The sequence below is a fragment of the Streptococcus sp. Z556 genome, from assembly GCF_053010225.1.
In genome coordinates, this window is record NZ_JBRKNU010000001.1 from 283,425 (window position 1) to 299,787 (window position 16,363).

The following is a 16,363-nucleotide window of genomic DNA, read 5'->3' on the forward strand; positions in this document are numbered from 1 at the left end:
AAAGGAACTCACATGTCAATCATTGAAATGCGAGATGTTGTCAAAAAGTATGACAACGGAACGACTGCCTTGCGTGGTGTGTCTGTCACTATTGAACCGGGAGAATTTGCCTACATTGTAGGACCTTCTGGAGCAGGGAAGTCCACCTTTATTCGAGCTTTATATCGAGAAGTAAAGATTGAAAAAGGTAGTTTAACAGTTGCAGGTTTTAATTTGGTTAAAATCAAGAAGAAAGATATTCCTCTTCTTCGTCGTAGTGTTGGAGTTGTCTTTCAAGACTACAAACTCTTGCCAAAGAAAACCGTTTATGAAAATATTGCCTATGCAATGGAAGTAATCGGTGAGAACCGCCGTACCATTAAAAAACGTGTTATGGAAGTTTTGGACCTAGTTGGTTTGAAACACAAGGTTCGTTCATTCCCTAATGAACTTTCAGGTGGAGAGCAACAACGGATTGCTATTGCTCGCGCGATTGTCAACAATCCGAAAGTCTTGATTGCCGATGAACCGACAGGAAATTTGGACCCAGATAATTCTTGGGAAATTATGAATCTGTTGGAACGCATCAATCTCCAAGGTACTACAGTATTGATGGCTACCCATAATAGTCAGATTGTAAATACCTTGCGCCACCGTGTCATTGCCATTGAAAATGGCCGTGTCGTTCGTGACGAAGCAAAAGGAGAATATGGATACGATGATTAGTAGATTTTTTCGCCATTTATTTGAATCACTAAAAAGTTTAAAGCGAAATGGCTGGATGACAGTAGCAGCAGTGAGCTCGGTTATGATTACCTTGACGCTCGTTGCCCTGTTTGCATCCGTAATTTTTAACACAGCTAAACTGGCTACCGATATTGAAAACAACGTTCGTGTTATGGTTTACATTCGTAAGGATGTGGCTGATAACAGTGAAACGATTGAAAAAGAAGGTCAGACAGTTACCAACAATGACTACCACAAGGTCTATGATGCTTTGAAAGCTATGCCAGCTGTAAAAAGCGTTATCTTCTCAAGTAAAGAGGAGCAATACCAAAAATTGACTGAAACGATGGGGGATGACTGGAAGGTCTTTGAAGGGGATGCCAACCCACTCTATGATGCCTATATCGTAGATACCAAATCTCCAAGTGATGTAAAGAAAGTAGCTGAAGAAGCTAAGAAAATCGAGGGAGTTTCAGAAGTTCAAGATGGTGGAGCCAACACTCAACGACTCTTTGAACTAGCATCTTTCATCCGTGTTTGGGGATTGATTATTGCAGGACTCTTGATTTTCATCGCGGTCTTCTTGATTTCCAACACCATTCGTATCACCATTATTTCGCGTAGCCGTGAAATTCAGATCATGCGTCTGGTAGGAGCTAAGAATAGTTACATCCGTGGTCCATTCTTGTTGGAAGGTGCCTTCATCGGTTTATTTGGAGCAGCTATTCCTTCAGTCCTAGTATTCTTTATCTACAATATGGTCTACCAATCTGTCAATAAATCTTTGGTTGGTCAAAACCTATCCATGATTACGCCAGATCTATTTATTCCTTTGATGACGGTTCTCTTGTTTGTCATCGGAATCTTCATTGGATCAATCGGATCAGGAATTTCAATGCGTCGATTCTTGAAAATTTAATTGGATATCAATGCAAATTGCATAGCTTAGTGGAAATATCCAGACAGTTTAAAGGAGAAGTTTTAAAGAACTTCTCTTTTTTGTATAAAAATTTAAGAAAAAGGAGAATTTTTTTCTATAAAAGCCTTTACAAAAAAATAAAAAGTGGTATAATTAGTATATAAGTTGGTGCAAACGTTTTCGTAAAACGTTTGCCTAAAATAAAATAAAGGAGATTTGAATGATGAAAGCTACATTCAAAAATGTCTTGTCTTTCGAGTTTTGGCAAAAATTCGGTAAGGCTTTGATGGTGGTTATCGCTGTTATGCCAGCGGCTGGATTGATGATTTCAATCGGTAAGTCGCTAGTGATGATTAACCCTAACTTTTCACCACTTGTAATTACTGGTGGTGTACTAGAGCAAATCGGTTGGGGAGTTATCGTTAACCTTCATATCTTGTTCGCCCTTGCTATCGGAGGAAGCTGGGCTAAAGAACGCGCTGGTGGTGCTTTTGCTGCTGGTCTTGCCTTTATCCTTATCAACCGTATCACAGGTACAATCTTTGGAGTATCTGGCGACATGCTAAAAGATCCAAATGCTATGGTTTCAACACTATTGGGTGGGTCAATCAAAGTTTCTGATTACTTTATCAGTGTTATGGAAGCTCCAGCACTTAACATGGGTGTTTTCGTAGGGATTATTTCTGGTTTTATAGGGGCAACTGCCTTTAACAAATACTATAACTTCCGTAAGCTTCCTGATGCACTTTCATTCTTTAACGGAAAACGTTTTGTACCGTTTGTAGTTATTGTTCGTTCAGTAATTGCTGCAATTGTTCTTTCAATTTTCTGGCCACTTGTTCAAACAGGTATCAATAGCTTTGGTATCTGGATTGCAAACTCTCAAGAAACTGCACCAATTCTAGCACCATTCTTGTATGGTACTTTGGAGCGTTTGCTCTTGCCATTTGGTCTTCACCACATGTTGACTATCCCAATGAACTACACAGCTCTTGGTGGTACTTATGAAGTCTTAACTGGTGCAGCAAAAGGTAGCCAAGTATTTGGTCAAGATCCACTTTGGCTTGCATGGGTAACAGACCTTGTAAACCTTAAAGGTACTGACGCTGGTCAATACCAACACTTGTTAGATACAGTACATCCAGCTCGTTTCAAAGTTGGACAAATGATCGGTTCATTTGGTATCTTGATGGGTGTTATCGTTGCTATCTACCGTAATGTTGATGCAGACAAGAAACACCAATACAAAGGGATGATGATTGCGACAGCCCTTGCAACATTCTTGACAGGGGTTACTGAACCAATCGAGTATATGTTCATGTTCATCGCGACACCGCTTTACCTTGTTTATTCAGTAGTTCAAGGTGCTGCCTTTGCTATGGCAGATATTGTTCACCTTCGTGTCCACTCATTCGGTTCAATTGAATTCTTGACTCGTACACCATTGGCAATTAATGCTGGTATTGGTATGGATATCGTTAACTTTATCTGGGTAACTGTTCTCTTTGCGGTTATCATGTACTTCATTGCCAACTTCATGATCAAAAAATTCAACTACGCAACCCCAGGACGTAACGGAAACTACGAAACAGCTGAAGGAGCATCAGAAGAAGCAGCTTCTGGAACTCCAAAAGTTGCAGCAGCTTCTCAAGCCGTAAATATCATTAACCTTCTTGGTGGTCGTGCAAATATCGTAGATGTGGATGCATGTATGACTCGTCTTCGTGTAACTGTTAAAGATGCAGATCGCGTTGGTACTGAGGAACAATGGAAAGCAGAAGGAGCTATGGGTCTTGTCATGAAAGGACAAGGTGTCCAAGCTATCTACGGACCAAAAGCTGACGTATTGAAATCTGATATCCAAGATATTCTTGACTCAGGTGAAATTATTCCTGAAACTCTTCCAAGCCAAATGACTGAAGCTCAACAAAACACTGTACACTACAAAGGTGTGACAGAGGAAGTTTACTCAGTAGCTGATGGTCAAGTTATTGAATTGGAACAAGTGAAAGATCCTGTTTTTGCTCAAAAAATGATGGGTGACGGTTTCGCAGTAGAACCAGCAAATGGAAATATCGTATCTCCAGTTTCTGGTACTGTATCAAGTGTCTTCCCAACTAAACATGCTCTCGGTCTTGTGACTGAAGCAGGACTTGAAGTGCTTGTTCACATCGGTTTGGACACAGTAAGTCTTGAAGGAAAACCATTCACAGTTCACGTAGCTGAAGGACAAAAGGTTGCTGCTGGTGATCTTCTTGTTACAGCTGACTTGGATGCTATCCGTGCAGCAGATCGTGAAACTTCAACAGTGGTTGTCTTCACAAATGCTGAAGCAATTAAATCTGTTAAATTAGAACAAACTGGTTCTCTTGCAGCGAAAACAGCAGTTGCAAAAGTAGAATTGTAATATACTTGAGGTTGGAAGCTGTTTTCCAACCTCTTGTTTTAGGAGAAAAGCATGAAATTTTTAACACTCAATACTCATAGTTGGATGGAGAAAGAAGCAGAAGAAAAATTCCAGCTCTTGCTCCAAGATATTCTTGATAAAGACTATGATTTGATTTGTTTCCAAGAAATCAATCAGGAAATCACTTCTCCTGAGGTGGAGGTTAATGACCTCTATCAAGCTTTGCCAGCGGCAGAGCCAATTCACCAAGACCACTATGTTAGACTTTTGGTTGAAAAATTGGCTGAGAAAGGAAGAAGCTACTATTGGACCTGGGCCTATAACCATATCGGTTATGACCGCTACCATGAGGGTGTTGCTATCTTATCCAAGACACCTATTCAAGCGCGTGAGATTTTAGTTTCGGATGTAGATGATCCAACAGACTACCATACTCGCCGTGTCGCCTTGGTAGAGACAGAAGTTGAGGGTAAAGAACTCGCTCTTGCAAGCGTCCATCTTTCATGGTGGGATAAAGGTTTTCAGGAAGAATGGGCACGATTCCAGGCTGTACTGAAAGATTTGAAGAAACCTCTAATATTAGCAGGTGATTTCAATAATCCAGCTGGTCAGGAAGGTTATCAAGCGATCCTAGCTAGTCCTCTAGAGTTACAAGATGCTTTTGAAGTTGCTAAGGAGAGAAGTGGTAGCTATACCGTTCCACCAGAAATTGATGGTTGGAAAGGCAATACTGAACCGCTTCGAATTGACTATGTCTTTACAACGAAAGAGTTAGAAGTAGAAAGTTTGCATGTGGTTTTTGATGGGCAGAATGGTCCACAAGTCAGTGATCATTATGGTTTGAATGCCATTTTAAACTGGAAATAGAAAATGAAAGGGATTGTTCCCTTTCATTTTTTGCTAGTCGGACTTAACTACTGAAAATGTTCAAAATATGGTATAATGGTTAGATGAATAGAATCGAGGATAGCATGTCATTTACGAAATTTCAATTTAAAAATTATATAGCAGAAGCCTTGGAGGAGTTGAAATTTGAGACTCCTACAGAGGTTCAAGATAAGTTAATTCCTATAGTCTTGGCAGGTCGTGACTTGGTTGGTGAATCAAAAACAGGTTCTGGAAAGACTCATACTTTCTTGTTACCAATTTTCCAGCAATTAGATGAAACTAGCGATAGTGTGCAGGCGGTCATTACTGCTCCAAGTCGTGAGTTAGCTACTCAGATCTACCAAGCAGCACGTCAGATTGCGGCCCACTCGGATGTCGAAGTTCGTGTGGTTAATTATGTGGGGGGGACGGATAAGGCACGTCAGATTGATAAATTGGCAAGTAACCAGCCCCACATTGTCATCGGGACTCCAGGTCGTATCTATGACTTGGTCAAATCTGGTGATCTGGCTATTCACAAGGCTAAGACCTTTGTTGTCGATGAAGCCGATATGACCTTGGATATGGGATTCTTAGAGACAGTTGATAAGATAGCAGGAAGCCTTCCTAAGGACTTGCAATTCATGGTCTTTTCAGCAACCATTCCACAGAAGTTGCAGCCATTCTTGAAAAAATATTTGTCAAATCCTGTTATGGAAAAAATCAAAACAAAAACAGTCATTTCTGAGACCATTGATAACTGGTTGATTTCGACCAAGGGACGAGATAAGAATGCTCAGATTTATGAGTTGACGCAAGCCATGCAGCCTTATTTGGCTATGATTTTTGTAAATACCAAAACTCGTGCAGATGAATTGCATACATATCTAACAGCTCAAGGTTTGAAGGTGGCTAAGATTCATGGGGATATTGCCCCTCGTGAGCGCAAGCGGATCATGAATCAGGTGAAAAATCTTGATTTTGAGTACATTGTCGCAACGGACTTGGCAGCGCGTGGAATTGATATTGAAGGGGTTAGTCATGTCATCAATGACGCCATTCCGCAAGACTTGTCCTTCTTTGTTCACCGTGTTGGACGAACTGGTCGCAACGGACTGCCTGGTACAGCTATTACCCTTTACCAGCCAAGCGATGACTCGGATATCCGTGAGTTGGAGAAATTAGGAATCAAGTTTACTCCTAAGATGGTCAAAGACGGAGAGTTTCAAGATACCTATGATCGTGATCGTCGTGCCAACCGTGAAAAGAAGCAGGATAAGCTTGATATTGAAATGATTGGCTTGGTTAAAAAGAAAAAGAAAAAAGTCAAACCAGGTTATAAGAAGAAGATTCAATGGGCGGTGGATGAAAAACGTCGCAAAACAAAGCGTGCTGAAAATCGTGCTCGTGGCCGTGCCGAGCGTAAAGCCAAACGCCAAACATTTTAAGTATAGAATTGGAGCTGCATAGCTCCTTTTTTTAACTTCATTTTATGAATTTTTAAAAATACTGCAAAAAAAAATAAAAAGTGGTATAATGATAAGGTTATATAGTCCCGATAAGGTGGTAGAAAGGTCTATTTTTCTTTCGAGTTGAAACCGTAGAGGATAGGATTTTCTATCAGTACTTTGTAACTCGCAAAGAATGACGGCTCCAAAGTTACTCGTCATTCTACGGTTGCCGCTATAAGGCGGTCACCCTATGCGCCTTACTAGCATCAGAAATAAAAAAGTATCGTTTTTATTTCTTTCGCGTCGTAACTCTTAGATAATGGAAATACCTACCAGTACTTTGTAACTCTATAACAATATTTTTTAAGGGGGGACATTTTTATGTCAGAACGTAAATTATTCACGTCTGAATCTGTATCTGAGGGGCATCCAGATAAGATTGCAGACCAAATTTCAGATGCGATTTTGGATGCTATTTTAGCAGAGGATCCAGAAGCGCACGTTGCTGCTGAGACAGCTGTTTATACTGGTTCAGTCCACGTTTTTGGTGAGATTTCGACAAATGCCTATGTGGATATTAACCGTGTGGTCCGTGATACTATTGCAGAGATTGGCTATACCAATACAGAATATGGTTTTTCTGCGGAGACGGTAGGAGTACATCCTTCACTTGTTGAGCAGTCACCAGATATCGCACAAGGTGTGAACGAAGCCTTGGAAGTTCGTGGGAATGCAGATCAAGATCCACTGGACTTGATTGGAGCTGGAGACCAAGGGCTCATGTTTGGATTTGCAGTAGATGAGACAGAGGAACTCATGCCATTGCCAATTTCACTCAGTCATAAACTGGTTCGTCGTTTGGCAGAACTTCGTAAATCTGGTGAAATCAGCTATCTTCGCCCAGATGCTAAATCACAAGTTACAGTTGAGTATGATGAAAACGATCGTCCAGTACGTGTGGACACTGTAGTTATTTCAACTCAGCACGATCCAGATGTCAGCAATGAACAAATTCATAATGATGTGATTAACAAGGTTATCAAAGAAGTTATTCCAGTTTCTTACTTGGATGAGCAAACAAAATTCTTCATCAATCCAACTGGTCGCTTTGTCATCGGTGGACCTCAAGGAGACTCCGGTTTGACTGGTCGTAAGATTATCGTGGATACTTATGGTGGCTACTCTCGTCACGGTGGTGGTGCCTTCTCTGGTAAGGATGCGACGAAGGTGGACCGTTCAGCCTCATATGCGGCACGTTATATTGCCAAGAATATTGTTGCAGCGGGTCTGGCTAAGAAGGCAGAAGTTCAATTGGCCTACGCTATCGGTGTTGCGCAGCCTGTTTCTGTCCGTATCGATACCTTTGGTACAGGAACAGTAGCTGAAAGCAAGCTTGAGAAAGCGGCTCGTCAAATCTTTGACCTTCGCCCTGCAGGAATTATCCAAATGCTGGATCTTAAACGTCCAATTTACCGTCAAACAGCGGCTTATGGACACATGGGACGTACAGATATTGACCTTCCATGGGAACGTTTAGACAAGGTAGATGCTTTGAAAGAAGCTGTAAAATAAAAATAAAAGATTGGTAGAAACTACCAATCTTTTTTTGCAAAAGAAAACCAGCTTTTGGCTGGCTTTCTTATTTTGTAGGAATAGAAATTTCAATCAATTTATCAGAATAAAGGGTCTTGATATTGGCTTCATCGATATTATCTTTATCGATTTTGCGTTTCATGAAGAAATCTTGGATGGTTTCGATTTCTGGTTCACGAATAGCGCGGTGTTTGTTGGAAATGAGGATTTCATAGTGAAGCGGAGCTTGAGTGAAAATCACATCTGTGTTTCCAGCTGAATAGACTTCAACAAGCGTTGCGTCAGTGCTTTCTAATTGGCTTTTAACAAGTTGCGAGTGTGAGTTTGTCGTATTGATAAGCTTCATAATAGTTCCTCCGATTTTCTAATTCTATTATAGCACTTTTTGGATAAAATCGTGTATTTTAGTCAATTCCATGCTGGATTTTCCAAGCTTCAATTCCCCATTTGTGGCTACCACGTTTGAGTTTTTCTATTGCCTGGTCAATAGGAAACCAAGCAATATGATTAAAGTCTTCCAAAGGTTTTTGTACTTCCTCAAAAGAAATAGCTTCGTAGAGGTAAGCTGGATTGTAGTAGTAGATGTCACGGTGGCGAGAGTAGAAATACTCATCAGCTTGTCCGAAATAGCTTCCAATTTCAGCTGTAAAGCCAAGTTCTTCGATGAGTTCTCTCTTCAGTGCTTCTTGATGGTCTTCTCCCGCTTCAATCTCTCCACCAGGCAAGAACCAAGCACCATTGGGAGCTTGAACTAAAACGATTTGTTTTTTATCAGGATCAGGAATAACTGCGTACACACCATAGCGGTGCTGGTAGGTCACATTTTCTTTTTTTACACCAAAAGTTGGGTTGGCCATCGAACTGTCCTCATTCTTTAGTATCTTTATTATTATCATAATGTACGAGGGGCAAGCTGTCAAGAATTTACAGTTATTTTAGTAAAAAAGGTGCAGAAATTGTTAGATTTCCTGCACCTGTTAGGTCGTTTTATTCTTCTATTTCAGAAGCAATCTCTTCTGTTTTTTCAGTTTTTTTGGCAGATTTGATTTGAATCTTGCCATTGCTTGTCATAACTGCCTTGAGGTCTTTTTTACTTGGATTTTCAAGGTAGTAGTCTGTGATAGCATCCTCAATATGGTCTTGAATGGTACGGCGGAGTGGGCGCGCCCCCATTTTTGGATCATAGCCGAGGTCAACCAACTTTTCCTTGACTTTGTCTGTTACATCGAGATGGATGTTGTTGCTAGAGAGGCGTTTGTTAACATCTGCTAGCATGAGTTCGACGATTTGGAGGAGGTTGTCCTTGCTGAGAGCTTTGAACTCGATGATGCCGTCAAAACGGTTCATAAACTCTGGGCTAAAGAAATTTCCGAGTTCACCAAGGACAGAGTTGGTTCTCCCTTCACGAGCGGCTCCAAAACCAACGCTGGCTTCGGCCTTACCAGTTCCAGCATTTGAAGTCATGATAATGATAGCATCCTTGAAGCTAACAGTGCGTCCTTGCCCATCTGTCAAACGACCATCGTCTAAGACCTGAAGGAACATGTGCATGACATCAGGGTGAGCTTTTTCCACTTCATCGAGAAGGATGAGAGAATAGGGATTACGGCGAACTTTTTCTGTTAATTGCCCCGCTTCATCGTAGCCTACATAGCCTGGAGGGGCTCCGACCAATTTAGCCACGCTGTGTTTTTCCATATATTCACTCATATCAAAGCGAATCATGCTATCAGCAGAACCAAAGAGTTCAATGGCTAGTTGTTTGGACAGTTCTGTCTTACCGACACCAGTTGGTCCGACAAAGAGGAAACTTCCGATTGGCCGGTTAGGAGTTCCAAGACCAACACGATTACGACGGATGGCTTTGGCAATCTTATCGACAGCCTCGTCTTGTCCGATAACATGGGACTTGAGGTCTTCTGCTAGATGGATAAGCTGAGACTGTTCTTTTTCTTTGAGTTCTCCGACAGGAATATTGGTTTTCTGCTCGATGATGTGTTCAATGGTTTTCTCACTGATGATAGGAGTATCCTGGTCAGTCATCTTGTTCTTTTGCATTTCCTTGTACTTGGCAATCTGATCACGGAAGTAGGCAGCCTTTTCAAAGTCTTCCTCTCGTGTAGCTTGAGCCTTGAGATTCTCAGCCTCAATTAAACGCTGGTCAATCACTTTGGGATCCACAAAGTTCAGCGTCAGATTCATTTTTGAACCGGCTTCGTCCAAAAGGTCAATAGCCTTGTCAGGTAAGAAGCGGTCTTGAATGTAACGATTGGACAGATTTGCAGCAGCTTCTATAGCCGCATCAGTATACTTGACGTGATGGTAGTCTTCGTATTTCTTTTGAACCCCTTTGAGGATGATAATGGTTTCTTCGACAGTTGGTTCATCTACCTTGACAGGCTGCATACGGCGCTCGAGAGCGGCATCTTTTTCAATAATACGGTATTCATTGAGGGTAGTCGCTCCGACAAGCTGCAATTCACCACGGGCAAGGGCAGGTTTGAGGATATTACCTGCATCCATATTGCCATCACCAGCAGATCCTGCACCGACAATTTCATGAATTTCATCGATAAAGAGAATGATATCCTCACGTTTGCGTATCTCCTCCATGAGCTTTTGCATACGCTCTTCAAATTGGCCTCGGATACCTGTTCCTTGAACTAGGCTGACCACATCCAAACGGATGACTTGCTTGCCTTGGAGTTTATGGGGAACATCACCATCAACGATTTTTTGAGCCAGACCTTCAACAACGGCTGTTTTACCAACACCTGGTTCACCGATAAGGACAGGATTGTTTTTGGTTCGACGGTTGAGGATTTCGATAACACGAATTATTTCTTCATCTCGACCGATAACAGGGTCAATATCTCCTTGACGGGCAATTTCTGTAACATTGATCCCATACTCTTCTAGAAGACCTTTCTCTTGACTTGGAGGCGGTGTTTGAAGAGGTCCGCGATTTTGAGGTCCGTAGCCACCATTACCTCCATATCCTCCACCTGATTGAGTTGGAGGGACGTTATTAGAAGAAGGTCTGAAATTGTTCAAATCATTGAAAAAGTCTCCAAAAGGATCAAAATCACGATTGTTTAGGTCAGTCATTCCTTTAAAGAGGGTATTGTTTGGGTCTGTTTTGATAATTTTATAGCAATTTTGACAGAGATCAATTTGTTTTTGCTGTCCATTGAGATTGGTGTAAAGATGAATTGTTGAGTCGTTAATTTTACAGTTTTGACAGAGCATACATCTACCTCATTTCATTCTTACCCTTGGCCTGATAAAAGGTCAAAAATAGTCAAAGTTTTATATTCTCATTATAGCATGATTAAGGTGTAAAGCAAGTAAAAAGATTGGGCTAGGGAGATTTCGAGAGAAAGTTCCTAAGAAAATCTCTGTTACTGATGGTAAGAAAAAATCCTATTTGCAGGGACAAAAAGGATTCTCGTTCATCAGTCAGGTTTCCCTGCTGCTTTTCTATTAGTAAAGGAGTTCGTAGATCTCCATTGCAATCAAGTCAATGCTATCAAAGGTATAGGTTTCACGTGCTTCAACATCGCGAAGGGTGAAGAGTGATCCATTTTCTTCGTCATAGCTGTAAGCAACTTCTGCAACAACAACTCCTTCACGTTCAAAATTACGTTTTAGATTTCCGCCATCTTTTGTCATAGCTTCTAGGCGGTTGATGATTCTAACCAAATGTGATTCCATTATGATTCTCCTCCATTTCTTATCGTTACTATTTTACCATAAACCACGGGGACTTGACTAGAAAAAACTAAGATTTCTCGCTATTTCTCTTTTGCATAAAATTATTGGTGAAAATCAGTGAAAAAAGATTGAATTTTAATTCAGAACATGTTATAATCATACAATCCGATATTTAGAAAGCTGAGTTTATATGAATTTTTCCTTTTTACCAAAGTATTTACCTTATTTTAATTATGGTGCTCTTATCACGGTAGTGATTTCAATTCTGGTAGTCTTTTTCGGTACCATTCTAGGTGTCTTATTGGCCTTTGCTCAACGTTCACGGTTTAAACCTCTTGTATGGTTTGCAAATGTTTATGTATGGATTTTCCGAGGAACACCGATGATGGTGCAAATTATGATTGCTTTTGCCCTCATGCATATCGATGCGCCCACTATTCAAGTAGGGATTTTAGGTGTGGACCTTTCTCGTTTAATTCCAGGTATTTTGATTATCTCGATGAACAGTGGTGCTTATGTGTCTGAAACCGTTCGTGCAGGGATCAATGCAGTTCCTAAAGGGCAGTTAGAGGCCGCATATTCTCTCGGTATTCGTCCGAAAAATGCCATGCGTTATGTTATTTTACCACAGGCAATTAAAAATATTTTGCCAGCATTGGGAAATGAATTTATCACCATTATCAAGGATAGTTCCCTCTTGTCTGCGATTGGGGTGATGGAGTTGTGGAATGGTGCAACGACAGTAGCAACAACAACTTATTTACCCTTGACTCCCCTTTTATTTGCAGCCTTTTACTATTTGATTATGACCTCTGTTTTGACAGTGGCGTTGAAAGCATTTGAAAAACATATTGGACAAGGAGACAAGAAATAATGACAGAAACCTTGATTAAAATTGAAGAACTACATAAGTCTTTTGGGAAAAATGAAGTTTTAAAAGGCATCAACCTTGAGATTAAACGAGGAGAAGTTGTGGTCATTATCGGACCGTCAGGGAGCGGAAAGTCAACTCTCCTTCGTTCGATGAATCTCCTTGAAGAAGCAAGTAAAGGCAAGGTTATCTTTGAAGGAGTTGATATCACTGATAAGAAAAATGACCTTTTTGCTATGCGTGAAAAGATGGGCATGGTATTTCAACAATTCAACCTCTTTCCCAATATGACAGTGATGGAAAATATCACTTTGTCACCAATTAAAACCAAAGGAGAAAGCAAGGAAGTTGCGGAGAAGAGAGCACTGGAACTATTAGAAAAAGTTGGCTTGCCAGATAAGGCAAAGACCTACCCGCAGAGTTTGTCAGGTGGGCAACAACAACGGATTGCCATCGCACGTGGACTGGCAATGGAACCAGATGTTTTGCTCTTTGATGAACCGACTTCAGCCTTAGACCCTGAGATGGTTGGAGAAGTTCTAGCTGTTATGCAAGACCTTGCCAAGTCAGGGATGACCATGGTGATTGTGACGCATGAAATGGGCTTTGCCCGCGAGGTGGCAGACCGTGTTATCTTTATGGCGGATGGGGTTGTTGTAGAAGATGGAAGACCAGAGGAGATTTTTGACCAAACCCAAGAACAACGGACCAAGGATTTTTTGAGTAAGGTTTTGTAAGACCTCATTTTTAGAAGAAGTGGAGTGAAAATCATGGCTTCCAGTAAGGAATATTTAGACTTTATTCTCGATCAGTTTTCGGAGCTAGAGGAGATGAGTTATCGCCCAATGATGGGAGAGTATATCCTTTATTATCGTGGGAAAATCATTGGTGGAATCTATGATAATCGTTTGTTACTGAAGCCTGTGAAGGTGGTTATGGATCAATTGGAACAAACTAGGCTTGAACGACCTTATGAAGGAGCCAAAGAGATGATTTTACTAGAAGACCTTGAAGATAAGTCATTTCTAGCGGGACTGATCAGGGATATGTATGAAGTCTTACCGGCTCCAAAAGTTAAAAAGAAAGCATGACAGATTTACCTAATATCAATAGGCACTAAAAGCTCGACAAGAGCTTTTTCTTATAGTTTCAAACTATAAGGTCTATTAGTCAAGAAGTGTTAGAATGGCAAGGTGTTTTTTGATATAATAGAGGATATTTGACAGAAAAGAGAAGTGATATGACACAGATTATTGATGGAAAGGCTCTTGCCGCTAAGTTACAAGGACAGTTGGCTGAAAAGACTGCCAAACTAAAGGAAGAAACAGGTTTAGTTCCAGGATTGGTGGTGATTTTGGTTGGGGACAATCCAGCCAGCCAAGTCTACGTTCGCAACAAAGAACGGTCAGCTCTTGCTGCAGGATTCCATAGTGAAGTAGTGCGAGTTCCTGAAACTATTACACAAGCGGAATTGTTAGACTTGATTGCCAAATACAATCAAGATCCAGCTTGGCATGGGATTTTGGTTCAGTTACCATTACCTAAACATATTGACGAAGAGGCTGTTTTGTTTGCCATTGATCCAGAAAAGGATGTGGATGGTTTTCATCCGCTAAACATGGGACGTCTTTGGTCAGGGCATCCAGTTATGATTCCTTCAACTCCTGCTGGGATTATGGAGATGTTTCATGAGTATGGGTTTGAGCTGGAAGGAAAAAATGCGGTCGTTATTGGTCGTTCGAATATCGTTGGGAAGCCGATTGCCCAGCTTCTTGTAGACAAGAATGCTACTGTTACTCTAACTCATTCCCGTACAAAAGATCTAGCTCAAGTAGCATCGCAAGCGGATATTCTTGTCGTAGCTATCGGTCGCGCCAAGTTTGTGACTGCTGACTTTGTCAAACCGGGTGCAGTTGTCATTGATGTAGGGATGAACCGAGATGAAAATGGCAAGCTATGTGGTGATGTTGACTATGATGCCGTTGCACCACTTGCCAGCCACATCACGCCAGTACCTGGTGGAGTTGGCCCTATGACCATTACCATGCTGATGGAGCAAACCTATGAAGCAGCGCTTCGAACACTAAACAAGGACTAGGAAAATGAAATTCGTATTTGATCTGGATGGGACGCTGTCTTTTGACTATATGACCATAGATGAGGAGATTAAGCAGGTTCTTTTAAAGGCTGGCGATTATGGACATGAGGTTGTATTTGCCTCAGCTCGCTCATATCGGGATTGTTTGGGTTTATTAGGTACTGAACTTAGTCAGCGCTTGGTCATAGGTTTGAATGGAGGCGTAGCCTATTATCTGGGGAAAGCCATCTATGAGAGAAATCTCGATGCTAGAGTTTATCAGGCGCTAGTGGATTATTGCCAGACCTATAATCTCCCTTTCTTTGCAGATGATTGCTTTGACTATAGTGGTCAGATTGTGGAAAAGATTCCATTTATCTCCAGTGTGGATCCCCTAAAGGTAGCTCGCCATCAGAAACTCGAGGACTTGGGTACTCCGATTAAGGTAGTCGTTTATATGGGAGACCATGAGGATTTGCTTGATGATCTGCTTGGACAGCTAGAAAGACTGGGGCAGGCTCATCTGTCCTATCATGCGCATGAAAAATGCCTTTATGTCAACCCCTTGGACACTCATAAGGCGACAACTGTTGAAAAGTTATGTGGAGAGAACTTTATTGCTTTTGGCAATGACCAAAACGATATTGAGCTCTTTAAAACATCTCTCTACTCTGTCCGGATAGGCGATTTTGCTGGTCTTAGTCCATATACAGATGAAACGGTTGAGCTAAAAGGAGAACCTTCTCCAGCAGTGGCAGCTAAAATATTACAGACCTTTGCGGAATTTAAGGGAAAATAGATAGAAGGAGGTTCGCCCCTCCTTTTGTAGTATAATGGAGTGAGAGGAAAAAACGATGAAAGTGATTGATCAAACTTTATTAGAAAAAGTCATTGTGGAACGGTCTCGTCACAGTCATAAGGGGGATTACGGTCGTCTACTCTTGCTGGGAGGAACCTATCCTTATGGGGGAGCTATTATCATGTCCGCCATTGCAGCAGTTAAAAGTGGCGCTGGTTTGGTGACTGTTGGGACGGATAAGGAGAATATCTCAGCCCTGCACAGCCATTTACCTGAAGCCATGGCTTTTTCTCTAAAGGATAAAGCATTACTAAAGGAACAGTTGGAAAAGGCAGAAGTTGTCTTGCTGGGTCCAGGTCTGCGAGAGGATGCCTTCGGAGAAGAACTTGTAAAACGGGTTTTTGATAAGCTCAGAAATGACCAGATTTTGATTATTGATGGTGGTTCTTTGGGCATCTTAGCAAAAGGTCATTTGCCATTCCCATCTAGACAGATCATCCTAACTCCCCACCAAAAGGAATGGGAAAGACTATCTGGTATAGCTCTTGACCATCAAAATACAGAGACGATTGCTAGGGCTCTTTCATCTTTTCCTCAAGGGACGATTTTAGTTGAGAAGGGTCCAGCGACTCGTATCTGGCAAACTGGCAAATCTGAATACTATCAACTGGAGGTTGGAGGCCCCTATCAAGCAACTGGTGGGATGGGAGATACTTTGGCTGGGATGATTGCAGGTTTTGCAGGTCAGTTTCCACATGTCAATCTCTATGAACGCGTAGTAGTAGCGACCCATCTGCACTCAGCTATCGCGCAAGAACTTTCTCAAGAACACTATCTTGTCTTACCAACGGAAATTAGCAAGACACTTCCGAAAAAAATGAAAAAAATATCTCAAAAAGGCAACTGATACCTTGGTTGTCTTTTTATATTGATGTAACTATCCTGTTAAGTTTTTCAAAC

16 protein-coding genes are annotated in these 16,363 nt (G+C 41.3%); 12 read left to right on the forward strand and 4 right to left on the reverse strand.

Annotated elements, in window-relative coordinates:
- Nucleotides 1-12: 12 nt before the first annotated feature.
- From ftsE to metK, 6 genes are all read left to right on the forward strand, one after another.
- Nucleotides 13-705 carry a cell division ATP-binding protein FtsE gene (gene ftsE, locus ACVC7S_RS01355; protein WP_000022274.1) on the forward strand — a complete coding sequence of 231 codons (693 nt, stop codon included), beginning with the start codon at nucleotides 13-15 and terminating at the stop codon, nucleotides 703-705.
- The gene (gene ftsX, locus ACVC7S_RS01360; RefSeq protein WP_447265908.1) at nucleotides 698-1,624 is read left to right on the forward strand and encodes a permease-like cell division protein FtsX; all 927 of its coding nucleotides are present in this window, start codon (nucleotides 698-700) and stop codon (nucleotides 1,622-1,624) included. Before ftsE ends, ftsX begins: the two co-directional genes overlap by 8 nt.
- Nucleotides 1,625-1,844: 220 nt before the next feature.
- Nucleotides 1,845-4,031, forward strand: a complete 2,187-nt coding sequence (locus tag ACVC7S_RS01365) for a PTS transporter subunit IIBC (protein ID WP_000973840.1) — start codon at nucleotides 1,845-1,847, stop codon at nucleotides 4,029-4,031.
- Nucleotides 4,032-4,082: 51 nt separating this feature from the next.
- Nucleotides 4,083-4,898 carry an endonuclease/exonuclease/phosphatase family protein gene (locus ACVC7S_RS01370; RefSeq protein WP_447265909.1) on the forward strand — a complete coding sequence of 272 codons (816 nt, stop codon included), beginning with the start codon at nucleotides 4,083-4,085 and terminating at the stop codon, nucleotides 4,896-4,898.
- Between the two features lie 104 nt (nucleotides 4,899-5,002).
- Nucleotides 5,003-6,346 carry a DEAD/DEAH box helicase gene (locus ACVC7S_RS01375; protein WP_447265910.1) on the forward strand — a complete coding sequence of 448 codons (1,344 nt, stop codon included), beginning with the start codon at nucleotides 5,003-5,005 and terminating at the stop codon, nucleotides 6,344-6,346.
- 384 nt (nucleotides 6,347-6,730) lie between these two features.
- Complete coding sequence (metK, locus tag ACVC7S_RS01380; RefSeq protein ID WP_447265911.1) at nucleotides 6,731-7,921, forward strand: methionine adenosyltransferase; 1,191 nt, start codon at nucleotides 6,731-6,733, stop codon at nucleotides 7,919-7,921.
- Between the two features lie 67 nt (nucleotides 7,922-7,988).
- On the opposite strand, the gene ACVC7S_RS01385 is transcribed toward metK, so the two are convergent.
- The 4 genes from ACVC7S_RS01385 to ACVC7S_RS01400 all read right to left on the reverse strand — a co-directional run bounded on the left by ACVC7S_RS01385 (nucleotide 7,989) and on the right by ACVC7S_RS01400 (nucleotide 11,656).
- The gene (locus ACVC7S_RS01385; protein WP_000767191.1) at nucleotides 7,989-8,288 is read right to left on the reverse strand and encodes a DUF1827 family protein; all 300 of its coding nucleotides are present in this window, start codon (nucleotides 8,286-8,288) and stop codon (nucleotides 7,989-7,991) included.
- Nucleotides 8,289-8,346: 58 nt separating this feature from the next.
- Entirely contained in the window at nucleotides 8,347-8,799 is a 453-nt protein-coding gene (locus tag ACVC7S_RS01390; RefSeq protein ID WP_447265912.1) for an NUDIX hydrolase, read from the reverse strand.
- A gap of 130 nt (nucleotides 8,800-8,929) precedes the next feature.
- Nucleotides 8,930-11,191: an AAA family ATPase gene (locus ACVC7S_RS01395; protein WP_447265913.1), complete on the reverse strand. Its 2,262-nt coding sequence runs from the start codon at nucleotides 11,189-11,191 to the stop codon at nucleotides 8,930-8,932.
- Nucleotides 11,192-11,425: 234 nt separating this feature from the next.
- Nucleotides 11,426-11,656 (reverse strand): DUF1797 family protein, encoded by a 231-nt coding sequence (locus tag ACVC7S_RS01400; protein WP_000443579.1) that lies wholly within the window; start codon nucleotides 11,654-11,656, stop codon nucleotides 11,426-11,428.
- Between the two features lie 190 nt (nucleotides 11,657-11,846).
- Between ACVC7S_RS01400 and ACVC7S_RS01405 the strand changes: the two genes are divergently transcribed.
- From ACVC7S_RS01405 to ACVC7S_RS01430, 6 genes are all read left to right on the forward strand, one after another.
- The gene (locus ACVC7S_RS01405; RefSeq protein ID WP_268705450.1) at nucleotides 11,847-12,530 is read left to right on the forward strand and encodes an amino acid ABC transporter permease; all 684 of its coding nucleotides are present in this window, start codon (nucleotides 11,847-11,849) and stop codon (nucleotides 12,528-12,530) included.
- Complete coding sequence (locus ACVC7S_RS01410; RefSeq protein ID WP_447265914.1) at nucleotides 12,530-13,264, forward strand: amino acid ABC transporter ATP-binding protein; 735 nt, start codon at nucleotides 12,530-12,532, stop codon at nucleotides 13,262-13,264. Before ACVC7S_RS01405 ends, ACVC7S_RS01410 begins: the two co-directional genes overlap by 1 nt.
- Before the next feature lie 33 nt (nucleotides 13,265-13,297).
- A complete protein-coding gene (locus ACVC7S_RS01415; RefSeq protein ID WP_447265915.1) occupies nucleotides 13,298-13,618 on the forward strand; it encodes a TfoX/Sxy family protein in 321 nt (106 codons plus the stop codon).
- Nucleotides 13,619-13,767: 149 nt separating this feature from the next.
- Nucleotides 13,768-14,625: a bifunctional methylenetetrahydrofolate dehydrogenase/methenyltetrahydrofolate cyclohydrolase gene (locus tag ACVC7S_RS01420; RefSeq protein ID WP_447265916.1), complete on the forward strand. Its 858-nt coding sequence runs from the start codon at nucleotides 13,768-13,770 to the stop codon at nucleotides 14,623-14,625.
- Nucleotides 14,626-14,629: 4 nt separating this feature from the next.
- Nucleotides 14,630-15,403: an HAD hydrolase family protein gene (locus ACVC7S_RS01425; protein WP_447265917.1), complete on the forward strand. Its 774-nt coding sequence runs from the start codon at nucleotides 14,630-14,632 to the stop codon at nucleotides 15,401-15,403.
- Between the two features lie 55 nt (nucleotides 15,404-15,458).
- On the forward strand, nucleotides 15,459-16,310 hold the full coding sequence (locus ACVC7S_RS01430) for an NAD(P)H-hydrate dehydratase (RefSeq protein WP_447265918.1): 852 nt from the start codon (nucleotides 15,459-15,461) through the stop codon (nucleotides 16,308-16,310).
- Nucleotides 16,311-16,363 lie beyond the last annotated feature (53 nt).